Raw genomic sequence first — 12,736 nt, forward strand, 5'->3', positions numbered from 1 at the left:
GGGTGAGCGCTACTTCGCGAAGGCCTTGCGCGACCCGTCCTCGAACACCTCGTCGTCGCGCTCCGGCTTGCCGTCGGCATCCCAGGTCCGTTCGCGCGTGACGCGGCCCTTGTCGTCGTAGATCGATTCGGCCATCAACGTGCCCTTGTCGCTGAAGCGCTGGTGCGTGCCGACGGCGATGCGGCGGAACCGGTCGATGAGCAGGTAGCGCCCGAGCGCGGCGCGCTGGCCGTTGTCGTGGAACTCGGTGATCTCCAGCTGGCGCGCATCGCCGGCCGTGCCGTAGCGGGCCTTGCTGCGCGGCTGTCCGTTGAGGTAGTAGCTCTCGTCGCTTTGCGGCTCGCCGGCCGCGTTCCAGCGCTGGTCGCGCACCAGCGTGCCCTTTTCCGAGAACTCCTGCTCGCGCTGCCTGATCGCGCCGCGTTCGACCAGCAGGAAGACCACTTCGCGGCGCTTGATGCCATCCGAAGACCAGCGCCGTTCGGTGCGCTGGTTGCCGCTGATCTCGTCCTGCACCGAAGGCTTGCCGTTGTCGTAGAGCTCCTCGCTGCGCACCCGCTTGCCGGCCGCATAGGCCAGCCGCGAACGCAGCGTGCCCTTGCTGTCGAACAGCTCCACCTGCGAGGGCCCGTTCACGAAGCCGCACAGCCGTGCATCGTCGACCGCCGGCGCCAGCATCGGCTTGTCGCCGCAGCGCAGTGCCGACAACTGGCCGCGCTCGGTGAACTCGGCCGAGGCACGTTCGCCCGGCTCGGCATAAAAGGCGATGCGGCGCACCTGGCCGCCGGGATGGAAGCTGCGCGTCAGGCCGGTTTCATGGCCGTTCTCGTAGATCGCCTCGCGCAGCACGCGGCCTGTGGGCGAGAACTCGCGTGCGCGGCCCTGCATGTTGCCGTTGGCGTTGACGCTGTGCTCCTTCACGAGCTTGCCCTTGTCGTAGTAGCGCACCAGGCCCATGAAGACGCCGTTCTGGATCTGCTGCTCGCGCATCAGCTCGCCGCTGTCGCGGTCCTTGCAGCGCATGAGGCCGGTCTTGCCTGCGGTGGTGTTGCCGTTGGCCGGATTCACGCTCTGGCCGTTGAGCTCGCAGTCCTGCACCGCATGCGCGGCGGGATGGAAGAGGGCGGCGAATACGGCAACGAGTCCGGCAATGCGCAGAGAAGTGACCATGGCGAAGCGGATGAAGTTCAGGTCATGCGTCGTAGACGGTGTCCAGCGATCGGAATCCCTTTGCCTCGATAGGGTTGCCGAAGGGGTCGCAGAAGAACATCGTCCATTGCTCGCCCGGCTGGCCTTCGAAGCGGACCTGCGGTTTCAGCACGAAGTCGGTGCCGGCCGCCTGCAGGCGCTCGGCCAGCGCGCGCCACGCGCGCAGCTCGAGCACGATGCCGAAGTGCGGCATCGGCACCAGCACGTCGCCGACGTGGCCGGTGCGCGAGGTGGCGAAGGGCTCTCCGAGGTGCAGCGAGATCTGGTGGCCGAAGAAGTCGAAGTCGACCCAGGTGTCGGTGCTGCGGCCTTCGACACAGCCGAGCAGGCCGCCGTAGAAGCGCCGCGCCTCATCGAGATCGCGGACATGGAAGGCAAGGTGAAATATGCTGCGCATGTAACAAGCATAGCCGCGCCGCTTCGCTTTGACACCCATGGATACAACTCCGATGACCTCGCCCGCCGCCCCTCCCGCCCCTGATCCCACCACTCGGCTGCTGCACGCCGACCGCCATTTCGGCGTCGAGCAGGGCGGCGTGCACATGGCGGTGCACCCGTCGGTGCAGTACGGCTACGAGCGCGTCGAAGACCTGATCGGCGTGTTCCAGGGCACGCTGAAGAACCGCTTCAACTACGCGCGCCAGGGCACGCCGACCACCGCGGCGCTGGAGGCCAAGCTCACGGCGCTCGAGGAGGGCGTGGGCACCGTCTGTTTCGCGACCGGCATGGCCGCGGTCTCGGCCGTGTTCCTGACGCTGCTGCGCGCAGGCGACCACCTGGTCGCGAGCCGTCATCTGTTCGGCAACACCCACAGCGTGCTGGGCACGCTCCAGGGGCTGGGCATTCAAGTGGGCCTGGTCGACGCGTCGTCGGCGGCAGCGGTGGCCGATGCGCTCACGCCCGCGACCCGCATGGTGTTCGTCGAGACCATCGCCAACCCCGGCACGCAGGTGCCCGACCTGGCGGGCATCGGCCGGCTCTGCGCCGAACGCGGCCTCGTCTACGTGGTGGACAACACCATCACCTCGCCGGCCCTGTTCCGGCCGAAGACGGTGGGCGCGAGCCTGTCGCTCAACTCGCTGACCAAGACCATCGCCGGCCACGGCAATGCGCTTGGCGGTGCGGTGACCGACACCGGCCTCTTCGACTGGAGCGGCTTCCCCAACATCTTTGTCGGCTATCGCCAGGGCGATGCGAAGCAGTGGGGCTTGGTGCAATTGCGCAAGAAGGGGCTGCGCGACCTGGGCGGCTCGTTGAGCTCAGACCATGCCCATCGCATCGCCGTCGGCGCCGAAACCCTGGCCCTGCGCGTCGCGCAGAGCAGCGCGACGGCCCTGTCGCTGGCCCGCTTCCTGGAGAGCCATCCGGCGGTGGCGCGCGTGCACTACCCGATGCTCGAATCGCATCCGCAGCATGCATTGGCGCGCGCACATTTCGCTTCGGGCGCCTGGCTGCTGTCCTTCGAGCTGCAGGATCCGCAGGCCTGCATACCCGTCATCAACCGGCTCCAGATCCCGATCAAGGCGACCGGCATGGGCGATACGCGCACGCTGATCATTCCGGTGGCGCCGACCATCTTCTGGGAGGCCGGTCTCGCGAGGCGGGCCGAGATGGGCATTGCGGAGGGGCTGATCCGCGTCTCGGTCGGGCTCGAGCGCGAGAGCGATCTGGTCGCCGATTTCGCGGCGGCGCTGGCATGAGCCGCCGGGCCGCTCCCAAGGCGAATACCGCAGCGCGCAGCGCGGAGGTTGCCTGATGACCGGCTGGCTTTCCCGCCTGCGCTGGCATCGTCCGCTGTGTGCCCTCGGCTTCGCGTTCCTGTGCGCCGGCGCCGCGCCCGCCTTTGCGGCCGACGAAGGCAGCGCCAAGCCCTTCTGCCCGCCGCCGGCCGCCATGCCCGACCTGTCGGCCGAGGCCATGCGGCGCGCGATGCAGCAGGCGATCGACCGCGGCCTCTTGTGGCGCATCGAGAAGGACGGCCGCAGCTCCTGGCTCTACGGCACCATGCACCTGGGCAAGGCCGAGTGGATGGTGCCGGGGCCGCGCGTGCTGCGCGCGCTGATGCAGAGCGACACGCTGGCGCTCGAACTCGATTTGCTCGATCCGGCGACGCTGGCCGTGTTCAGCGCGCCAGCTGACCAGGCGGCCAGCGCGCGCGTGCTCACGCCGGAACGGCAGCGCCGCCTGGACCGGCAAGCTGCCGCCGCCTGCCTGCCCCAGGGCGCGCTGGCCCGGCTGCGGCCGATCCTGCAGGTCACGACGCTGTCGATGCTCGCGGCGCGCTCCGAGGGGCTGTATGGCGACTACGGCAGCGAGGCCTTTCTCGCCGGCCTGGCGCGCGCCCGCGGCAAGCCCATCGTCGCGCTCGAGACCGCAGCGGACCAGTTGAAGATGCTCGGCGGCGATTCCGAGGCGGAGGAGGGCGAGCAGATCGACCAGGCCCTCGACGAACTCGAATCGGGCCGGACCGGCGCGCTAGCGGGCGAGCTGGCGCAGGCCTGGGCGCGCAACGACTGGGCCCGGCTCGACAGCTACACGCAATGGTGCGATTGCATGCGCACGCCCGCCGATCGGCGCGCGCTCAAGCGCCTGCTCGACGATCGCAACCCCGGCTTGGCCGATGGCATCGCGCGCCTGCATGCGCGGGGCCAGCGCGTGTTCGGCGCGGTCGGCGCATTGCACATGGTCGGACCGACGGGCCTGCCGGCGCTGCTGGCGGCGCGCGGCTTTCGCGTGACGGCGGCGGTGCCCGGCCCTTGAGCGCAGGACTGGCCGATAATCGCCGCCTCATGTCCTGCCTGCGCCACGCCCGCCACCTCGGCCGCTTCGTGCTGCTGTGGTTCGCGCTGTCGCTGGGCGTGGCGGTCGCCTCGCCGATCGTGAATCCGCAGGCGGTGGAGCTGGTCTGTTCCAGTGCCGGCGCCGTCAAGATGGTCGTGCACACCGACGACGGCGCGCAGGAGCTGGACATGAGCCACATGGACTGCCCGCTGTGCGTGTTGACCGGCGCGCCGCCACCCGCAGCAGCGGTTGCGCTGCCGAGTCCTCTCCCGCTGGCCCATGCGGTCCAGCCCATTCCGGCCGCACGCATCGCCGCGGCCACCGCCGCGCCGCTGCCCGCGCGCGGGCCGCCTTCCTTCTCCTGAACTTTTCATTCGTCGCAGCGCAGCACCCGCGGGGTGCCGGCTGCCGGCCGACCTGGCCTGAAGTTCTGGAGAGAATCCGTGAGAGAGAAATCCCTGGCCCTGGCGTTCGCCGTGGCCGTTCCCTGGGCCGCGCCGGCAATGGCGCAAGACGCGGCATCGCCGCCTGAAGGCCTGATTCGTTCCCTCGGCACCGTCACCGTGACCGGTGGCCGGCCGAGTTCGCTGCCGACGCAGATTCCCACCACCATCGAAGGCGTGACGCGCGAGCAGATCGGCGAGACGGTGAACGCCACCGACAGCGAGGACGCGCTCAAGTACCTGCCGAGCCTGGTGGTGCGCAAGCGCTACATCGGCGACTTCAACCACGCGGTGCTCGCGACGCGTGCCTCGGGCACCGGCAACAGCGCCCGCTCGCTGGTGTTTGCCGACGGCATCCCCTTGTCGAACCTGCTTGGCAACGGCGCCACCTTCGCGCCGCGCTGGGGCATGGTCTCGCCGGAGGAGATCGAGCGCGTCGATGTGCTCTACGGACCGTTCTCGGCCGCCTACTCGGGCAACGCGGCCGGCGCTGTGGTCGATTACGTGACGCGCATGCCGACGCAGCTCGAGGCGCATGCCAAGCTCACGGGTTTCCGCTCGAACTTCGATCTCTACGGCAGCCATTCCTCGCCCGCCGGCAACCAGGTCGATCTCTCGCTCGGCAGCCGCAGCGGCGACTGGTCGTGGTGGCTCGGCCTGAGCCGCACGCAAAGCAAGGGCCAGGCGCTGGTGTTCGCCAATCGTCTGCTGAGCGCGGGCACGGTGGGCAGTGCCGGCACGACGGTCACCGGCGCGGTACCGGGGCTCAACCCTTCGAACCAGCCCTGGTGGCTGCTCGGCGGCACGACGATCTACGACACGACCCAGGAGCAGGCCAAGATCAAGCTGGCTTACGATTTCTCGCCCACGCTGCGCGCCACCTACACTCTGGGCACCTGGAACAACAGCACGAGCGGCACGGTCGACAGTTGGTTGCGCGACCGCTTCGGCCAGCCGGTCTATTCGGGCCGTGTCAACATCGCCGGCCGCGTCTACAACCTCGACACGCCCAGCGCCGCCTTCGCCCCGACCCAGACCGATCTGCGGCACACCATGCATGGCCTCTCGGTCAAGAGCAACACGCAGGGGCAGTTCGACTGGGAGGTCGCGGCCAGCCTGTTCGACTACGCGAGCGACATCGCGCGCACGCCGACTGCGGCGCTGCCCGCTGCCTTCTACGGCGGCGCGGGGCGCATCACCGACATGGACGGCACCGGCTGGAACACCCTCAAGGCCGCCGGCACCTGGCGTCCGAGCGGGTCCGCCGAGGGCATCGGCGCCCATGTGCTCGACTTCGGATTCCAGCAGGAGCGCTACAAGCTGCGCACGCTGGTGAGCAATACGCCCGACTGGATCGAGGGCGGGGCCAAGAGCCGCTTCTCGGCCTTCACCGGCAACACCGAGCTGCAGTCGCTCTACGCGCAGGACACGTGGCGCTTCGCCCGGAACTGGAAGACCACGCTCGGCCTGCGCCACGAGCGCTGGCATGCCGACGGCGGCACGCTCGCCAACGCGACGGCCGTGCGAGCCTTTCCGACCCGTACCGACAGCTACAACTCGCCCAAGGCCGCGATCGCCTGGCAGGCCTCGCCCGAGTGGCTCTTCAAGGCATCGACCGGCCGCGCGGTGCGCATGCCCACGGTGAGCGAGCTCTATCAGGGCTCGATCGAGGGCAACACCATCCTCAACAGCGACCCGACGCTGCGGCCCGAGCGTTCGGTCACGACCGAGCTGAGCGCGGAACGCGATCTCAAGCGCTGGGGTATCGACGGCCTGCTGCGCACCACGCTGTTTTTCGAACGGACGAAGGACGCGCTCTACAGCCAGCAGCTGCGCCCGGGCGTCACCACGGTGCAGAACGTCGATGCGATCCGCACCCGCGGACTGGAGCTCGCCTTCCAGGGCGTCGACGTCGGCATCCAGGGGCTGGACCTCTCCGCCAGCCTGACGCTGGCCGATTCCGAGATCACCGCCAACCGCGGCTTTCCCGCCAGCGTGGGCAAAGCGCAGCCGCGCGTGCCGCGCACCCGCGCCACGCTGCTCGCCACCTACCGGCCCGACGCCCGCTGGTCATACTCCATCGGCGCGCGCTACAGCGGCAGGCAGTACGGTTCGCTCGACAACAGCGATCCGAACGGTTCCGCCTACATGGGCTTCAGCAAGTACTTCGTCGCCGACGTGCGAGTGCGCTATCGGATCGACAGGCAGTGGAGCGCAGCCTTCGGCATCGACAACCTCAACAACAACAAGTACTGGGCTTTCCACCCCTACCCGCAACGCACCTTCGTGGCCGAACTCAAGTTCGACCTTTGACTTTGACTCACACTCCCAAGGACCGTCCCCATGAACCTCTCGATCGCCATCAGAACCCTCGCGCTCTGCGCCGCCTTGACGGGTGCCGCCGGTGCTTTTTCGCAAACACCCGCCGCCGTCCAGGTGCGCGACGCCTGGGTGCGCCAGTCGGTGCCCGGCCAGAGCGGGACCGGCGCTTTCATGAAGCTCACCGCGCCGGCCGGCGCGCGGCTGGTCGGCGTCTCGACGCCCGCGGCCGGTGTAGCGGAAGTACACGAAATGAAGATGGAGGGCGACACGATGCGCATGCGCGCCGTGCCGGGCCTCGATCTGCCGGTCGGCAAGACCGTCGAGCTCAAGCCTGGTGGCTACCACCTGATGCTGATGGACCTCAAGCAGCCGCTGGCCAAGGGTGCCAGCGTGCCGGTCACGCTGCACTTCGAGGACGCGAAGGGCAAAACGAGCACGCTGGAATTCAAGCTGCAGGTGGGCGCGCCGGCCGATGGCGCGGCGGCGCCGGCGCACAACCACAAGCACTAGCTTTAGCGCCTGCCGCGGCGACAAAAGCGCATCCCCTTGGAGTAAGCTGCCCGGACAAGAATCACTCTCCAGGAGACCTCCCCATGAGCGACGCGAGCAAGCCTTTCGCCTTCAGCCAGTTCGTCCCGGGCTTCGACTTCCTCCAGAGCCTTGCGAGCGGTGCTGCGGGGAGCGCGAGCACGGTGCCCGGCATGCCGAGCCTGTCGAGCTGGGTGGCGCCGACCTTGAGCGTCGAAGAGGTCGACAAGCGCATCCAGGAACTCAAGACCGTGCAGTACTGGCTGGAGCAGAACGGTCACGCGCTCAAGGCCACCATCCAGGCGCTCGAGGTGCAGAAGATGACGCTCTCGACGCTGCGCGGCATGAATGTGCGCATGGAGGATCTGGCCAACGCGTTCACGCGGCAAGCGACGGCACCTGTCGCCGCGCCGGCGCCGCGCGCTGCACCGCCGGCTGCGCCGCCTGTGCCGGAACCGGAGGACGAGCCGGAAGACGAACCCGAAGACATCGAGACGCCGGTCGCGGCAGCCCGGGGCAACGGGCGCGGCAAGACCTCGGCGACTGCCGTCGCATCGTCGGACGCATCCGCCGGCGTGGTCGACCCGCTGCAATGGTGGGGCGCGCTCACGCAGCAGTTCCAGCAGATCGCCAGTTCGGCCCTGCAGGACGCGTCCCAGCTGAAAATGCCGGACATGGCCAAGCCGCTGGCCGATGCGGTCGGCAATGCGATGGGCACCGCATCGGGCAAGAAGCCGGCACGCAAGACGGCCGCGGCCGCCACGAAGAAGGAGAAGGCGCCGGCTGCGCCCGGCGCGGCCAAGAAATCCACGGCGCCGGCGCGCAAGCGAGCGCGCGGACGCTGATCCCCACACCGAACCACGCCAGAGAGCCGAGTCCATGAAGCTGTTTCCCTCCGGTCACGCCACCCATCCGCAATGGCGCATGGCGGCCGGGCTCGTGCTGGCCCAATTGCGGGCGCAGATGGCGTTGCCCGACTACGCACGTTCGCCCACGCTGGGCCTGCTCTACATCACCGACCACTACGCCGAGGATGCGCAGGAGATCCTCGACCACCTCGGCGCCGAGTTGCCCGAGATCACCGACTGGTCGGGCACCGTGGGCATCGGCGTCTCGGCCAACAACGCCGAGTACTTCGACGAGCCGGCACTCAGCGTGATGCTGTGCCAGCTCCCGAGCGACCAATACCGCGTGTTCTCGGGCGTGGCGCCGCTCGCCAGCACCGAGATGAGCGGCTTCGCGGCGCACACGGCGCTCGTGCATGCCGACCCGGCCACGCCCGAACTCGCCGAGCTGATCGCCGAGATGGCGGGCCGCACCGACACCGGCTACCTGTTCGGCGGCCTCTCCTCGGGCCGCGCCGGATCGCTGCAGTTCGCCATCGGCGGCAACGGCAATATTCGCGGCCACGGCGCCGCGGGCGGCGTGTTCTCGGGCGGGCTTTCGGGCGTAGTGTTCGGCGAGGGCGTGCGTGTGGTGTCCAGGGTTACCCAGGGCTGCCAGCCTGTGTCGCGCGAGCGCGTGATCACCGAAGCCGACGGCAACCTGCTGCTGCGGCTCGACGGCGAGCCGGCGCTCGACGTGCTGCTGGCCGAGCTCGGCGTTTCGCTGGAGGCGCCGCAGGAGGCGATCGATGCCGTGCGCGCCACGCTGGTCGGCCTGGTCGATGCCGGCAGCGACAGCATCCGTCGCACCGGCGACCTCGGCGCCGACGTGCTGGTGCGCCACATCATCGGCCTCGACCCCACGCGTCGCGGCGTCGCGATCGCCGACACGGCCGAAGCCGGCATGCGCATGACCTTCTGCCGCCGCAATGCGCAGGCCGCGCGCGCCGACCTGATGCGCGTGTGCGCCGAGGTCCGCGAAGAACTCGAGCCCCAGGAGCAGACGCTCGCGACCGCACGCGCCGTCGCGGCCGGCGAAGCCGAGGCCGCGCCCCATCCGGCGCGCCGCATCGCCGGCGCCGTGTACGTGAGCTGCTCGGGCCGCGGCGGCCCGCATTTCGGTGCGCCCGGGGCCGAGCTGCAGATCGTGCGCCATGCGCTCGGCGACGTGCCGCTGGTCGGCTTCTTCGCCGCCGGCGAGATCGCACGCCATCACCTCTACGGCTACACCGGCGTGCTGACCGTGTTCACCGCGGACGACTGAAAACTCACTGCCCTGCGTGCGCGAAAGCGCGAGAGTCCGGCGGGGAACACCGCGGAACCGGCTTTGCCGGGCCGCCGGTGTTGCCCCCGGAGAGGGGGTTGGCGGACCATACGAAGTGGGGGAGCCTGGGGGTGAGTTCAATCCCGCAGGAAGCGTTCGGTCAGAAGCACCCAGTATGCGGAGCCGATGGCGACGTTGTCGTCGTTGAAGTCGTAGCCGGGGTTGTGCACCATGCAGGCGCCGTGGCTGTCGCCCTCGCCATTGCCGATCAGCAGATAACTGCCGGGCACGCGCTCGAGCATGAAGGCGAAGTCCTCGCTGCCGGGCAGCGCCGGCGCCTGCAGCGTGACGCGCTCCGGGCCGAGCAGTTCGAGCGCCACTTCGCGCGCGAAGGCGGTTTCCTCGGGGGTGTTGACCAGCACCGCATAGCCGGGCCGCCAGTCGATCTGCGCCTTGACGCCGAAGCTCTCTGCCTGTGCCGCGACGAGCGCCTTGATGCGCTCTTCGAGCCTGCCGCGCACCTCGCGGTCGAGCGCGCGCACGCTGATCTCCAGCACGGCGCTCTGCGGGATCACGTTGTTGGCCTTTCCGGCATGGATGGCGCCCACCGTGACCACGGCCATCTGCAGCGGGTCGATGTTGCGCGACACCACGGTCTGCAGCGCCATCACGATGCTGGCCGCGGCGACGATAGGGTCGGCGGTGCGGTGCGGCATCGCGCCATGGCCGCCGATGCCGGCGAGCGTGACGGTGGCGTAGTCCGACGAGGCCATCGCCGGGCCTTCGCGCAGCGCCAGCCGGCCTTGCGGCAGGCCCGGCATGTTGTGCATCGCGAAGATCGCGTCGCACGGGTACTTGTCGAACAGGCCGTCCTCCATCATCCGCAGCGCGCCGCCGCCGCCTTCCTCGGCCGGCTGGAAGATCAGGTTCAGCGTGCCGTCGAAGCGGCCGCGTTCGGCGAGATGGTGTGCGGCGGCCAGCAGCATGGCCGTGTGACCGTCGTGGCCGCAGGCATGCATCACGCCGGCGTGGCTGCTCGCGTAGGCGAGGCCGGTGGCTTCGTCGATCGGCAGCGCATCCATGTCGGCGCGAAGGCCGAGCCGGCGCTTGCCCTTGCCGCGCACCAGCCGGCCCACCACGCCGGTGCCGCCGAGGCCGCGCTCGACCGCGTAGCCCCAGCTCTCCAGCTTCGCGGCGACCAGCGCCGAGGTGCGGTGCTCGTCGAAGGCCAGTTCGGGATGGTGGTGGATGTCGCGCCTGAGGCCGATGAATTCGCCGGCCTGCGCGTGCAATTGTTCGAGGAGTGTGCTCATGAGGCCAGCTTACTGCGGCTGCAGGTTGATCGACTTGGCGATGCTGCGGTAGCGGGCCGTTTCGGCCTCGAAGAACTTCGCCGATTCGGCCAGCGACATCGGCGCCGAAGCCACCTGCGTCTGGGCCGCGAGCTGGGCGCGCACGGTCGGGTCCTTCAGGGTCGCGCCGATCGCCTTGTGCAGGCGCTGCACCACTTCTTCCGGCGTGTTCTTCGGCACCATGAAGCCGCTCCAGATCTTGTAGGAGAAGTTCTTCAGCTCCTTGCCTTCGCTCACGGCCGGCACGTTCTTGAGCAGCTCGGAGCGCTGCGCGCCAAGCTGGCCGATCACCTTGAGCCGGCCCTGCTCGGCCAGCGCGCCCATGGCCGCGCTGTAGACCAGCACCGCGAAGTCCACCTGGCCGCCGCCGATGTCCTGCAGGAGCGGTGCGTTGCCCTTGTACGGCGCATGCATGAGCTTGATGCCGGCCTGCTGCTGCACGCTCTCGAGGATCAGGTGATAGAGCGATCCGACGCCCACGCTGCCGTAGCTCAGCGGCGCGTCGCCGGACTTGCGCGCCAGCGCGATCAGCTCGTCGACGGTGTTGGCCGGCAGGTCCTTGCGCGCGACGAAGACCATCACGGCGTCGGTCACCGGATGCACGAGGCGGAAGTCCTCGGCCTTGAGCTTGACGGCCGCATTGGCCAGCGGCGAGAGGATCACCTCGTTCGGCGAGCCCTGGAAGATGTAGTAGCCGTCGGCGGGCGCCGCCAGCACCTTCTGCGCAGCCATCGCGCCGCTGACGCCACCGAGGTTCTCCACCACGACCTGCTGGCCCAGTTCCTTGCCCAGCGGCACGGTGAAGATGCGCGCGGCGGCGTCGGAGGGCCCTCCGGCCGGGTAGGGAACCATCAGGCTGACGGGCTTCGTTGGATAGGTCTGCGCGAAGGCCGTGCTTGCGGCGAGCATGAGGCCGGCAAGAAGTAGGGTGCGCGAAGGTCGGGACAACGGTTTCATCGGGGCTCCGGTGGATGCGAGCGAATCGTAGGAGTCGTCAATCCGAACGTCCAATGCATTGTTGTCTGCATTAGCATGACTTCGATGCACTACTTTGCCGGGCACCCACGATGACGCTGGTTCAACTAAGGCATCTGATCTCGCTCGCAAAGAGCGGCTCCTTCAGCAAGGCCGCACAGGCCCAGCACCTGACCCAGCCGGCGTTGAGCCGCAGCATCCGCGCGCTCGAGGACGAACTGGGTATGCCGCTGTTCGACCGGGTCGGACGCCGCAACGAACTCACCGCTTTCGGGCGCGAAGTGCTGAACCGCGCGCGCCAGCTGGTGTTCGAGGCCGACGAGTTGCGCGACAGCGGCCGGCTAATGCGCGAGGGGCAGGGCGGCGTGATCCGCATCGGCATGGGCTCGGGTCCCGGCGCGATGCTGATGACGCCTTTTCTGATGCGCATGGCGACCCGCCATCCGAAGATGCGCGTGGTCGTGTCGCGCGGCGGCACCGATTTGCTGGCGCAGGCGCTGCGCGCGCGCACGCTCGATGCGCTGGTGGTCGATGCGCGTTCGCTGAAGCCCGCGGCCGACCTGGAGCTGAGCGCGCTGCACGAAATGCGCGGCGTCTTCATGTGCCGCCGCGGCCATCCGCTCGCGCGGCTTCGCAGCGCGGTGAGCTTCGAGGCGGTCCAGCGCTATCCCGTAGCCTCCACGCCGCTGAGCGACGAGGTGGCGCGCACCTTGGTCGAAGCCTATGGACCCGAGGCGCACCCGGCACTCTGCGTGACGCTGCAGTGCGAGGAAGTCCCGAGCCTGGTGGAGGTGGTGCGCCGGAGCGACGCCGTGCTGCTGGCCATTCGCGCGGCGGCGCCAGACCTGGTCGAGCTGAAGATGAAACCCGAGCTGAATGGCGTCGCGCGTTTCGGCCTCGTGACCTTGCGCCGGCGCACCGAGGCGCCGGCGCTGCCGATCCTGCGCGAGCTGATGCAGGAGTTGCTGCGCGACTGAG

At 69.2% G+C, this 12,736-nt stretch carries 12 protein-coding genes; 8 read left to right on the plus strand and 4 right to left on the minus strand.

The features are described from left to right. Positions 1 to 9: 9 nt before the first annotated feature. Both ACSQ9I_RS03130 and ACSQ9I_RS03135 read right to left on the minus strand, forming a co-directional pair. Positions 10 to 1,170 (minus strand): toxin-antitoxin system YwqK family antitoxin, encoded by a 1,161-nt coding sequence (locus tag ACSQ9I_RS03130; RefSeq protein ID WP_093105188.1) that lies wholly within the window; start codon positions 1,168 to 1,170, stop codon positions 10 to 12. A gap of 22 nt (positions 1,171 to 1,192) precedes the next feature. After that, positions 1,193 to 1,606, minus strand: coding sequence for a VOC family protein (locus tag ACSQ9I_RS03135; RefSeq protein WP_436312252.1), 414 nt, complete (start codon positions 1,604 to 1,606; stop codon positions 1,193 to 1,195). Between the two features lie 52 nt (positions 1,607 to 1,658). On the opposite strand from ACSQ9I_RS03135, the gene ACSQ9I_RS03140 reads away from it, so the two are divergent. The 7 genes from ACSQ9I_RS03140 to ACSQ9I_RS03170 all read left to right on the plus strand — a co-directional run bounded on the left by ACSQ9I_RS03140 (position 1,659) and on the right by ACSQ9I_RS03170 (position 9,431). After that, a complete protein-coding gene (locus ACSQ9I_RS03140) occupies positions 1,659 to 2,909 on the plus strand; it encodes a cystathionine gamma-synthase family protein (protein ID WP_436312253.1) in 1,251 nt (416 codons plus the stop codon). A gap of 55 nt (positions 2,910 to 2,964) precedes the next feature. Next, entirely contained in the window at positions 2,965 to 3,969 is a 1,005-nt protein-coding gene (locus ACSQ9I_RS03145) for a TraB/GumN family protein (RefSeq protein WP_436312254.1), read from the plus strand. 29 nt (positions 3,970 to 3,998) lie between these two features. After that, on the plus strand, positions 3,999 to 4,355 hold the full coding sequence (locus ACSQ9I_RS03150) for a DUF2946 family protein (RefSeq protein WP_436312255.1): 357 nt from the start codon (positions 3,999 to 4,001) through the stop codon (positions 4,353 to 4,355). Between the two features lie 138 nt (positions 4,356 to 4,493). Then, positions 4,494 to 6,746 carry a TonB-dependent receptor gene (locus ACSQ9I_RS03155; RefSeq protein WP_436315705.1) on the plus strand — a complete coding sequence of 751 codons (2,253 nt, stop codon included), beginning with the start codon at positions 4,494 to 4,496 and terminating at the stop codon, positions 6,744 to 6,746. A 30-nt stretch (positions 6,747 to 6,776) separates the two neighbouring features. Continuing rightward, a complete protein-coding gene (locus ACSQ9I_RS03160) occupies positions 6,777 to 7,265 on the plus strand; it encodes a copper chaperone PCu(A)C (protein ID WP_436312256.1) in 489 nt (162 codons plus the stop codon). Positions 7,266 to 7,348: 83 nt separating this feature from the next. Next, positions 7,349 to 8,128, plus strand: coding sequence for a PhaM family polyhydroxyalkanoate granule multifunctional regulatory protein (locus ACSQ9I_RS03165; RefSeq protein ID WP_436312257.1), 780 nt, complete (start codon positions 7,349 to 7,351; stop codon positions 8,126 to 8,128). Positions 8,129 to 8,162: 34 nt separating this feature from the next. Then, on the plus strand, positions 8,163 to 9,431 hold the full coding sequence (locus tag ACSQ9I_RS03170) for an FIST signal transduction protein (protein WP_093105207.1): 1,269 nt from the start codon (positions 8,163 to 8,165) through the stop codon (positions 9,429 to 9,431). A 137-nt stretch (positions 9,432 to 9,568) separates the two neighbouring features. Here ACSQ9I_RS03170 and ACSQ9I_RS03175 read toward each other — a convergent pair whose 3' ends face one another. Together ACSQ9I_RS03175 and ACSQ9I_RS03180 are read right to left on the minus strand one after the other, a co-directional pair. After that, complete coding sequence (locus tag ACSQ9I_RS03175; protein WP_436312258.1) at positions 9,569 to 10,744, minus strand: M20 aminoacylase family protein; 1,176 nt, start codon at positions 10,742 to 10,744, stop codon at positions 9,569 to 9,571. 9 nt (positions 10,745 to 10,753) lie between these two features. Beyond that, positions 10,754 to 11,740: a tripartite tricarboxylate transporter substrate binding protein gene (locus tag ACSQ9I_RS03180; RefSeq protein ID WP_436312259.1), complete on the minus strand. Its 987-nt coding sequence runs from the start codon at positions 11,738 to 11,740 to the stop codon at positions 10,754 to 10,756. Positions 11,741 to 11,850: 110 nt separating this feature from the next. On the opposite strand from ACSQ9I_RS03180, the gene ACSQ9I_RS03185 reads away from it, so the two are divergent. Next, the gene (locus tag ACSQ9I_RS03185) at positions 11,851 to 12,735 is read left to right on the plus strand and encodes a LysR family transcriptional regulator (protein ID WP_436294448.1); all 885 of its coding nucleotides are present in this window, start codon (positions 11,851 to 11,853) and stop codon (positions 12,733 to 12,735) included. Position 12,736: the final 1 nt, after the last annotated feature.

Origin of the sequence: Variovorax sp. LjRoot84, from assembly GCF_964254305.1 — a bacterium.
Lineage (GTDB): Bacteria > Pseudomonadota > Gammaproteobacteria > Burkholderiales > Burkholderiaceae_C > Variovorax.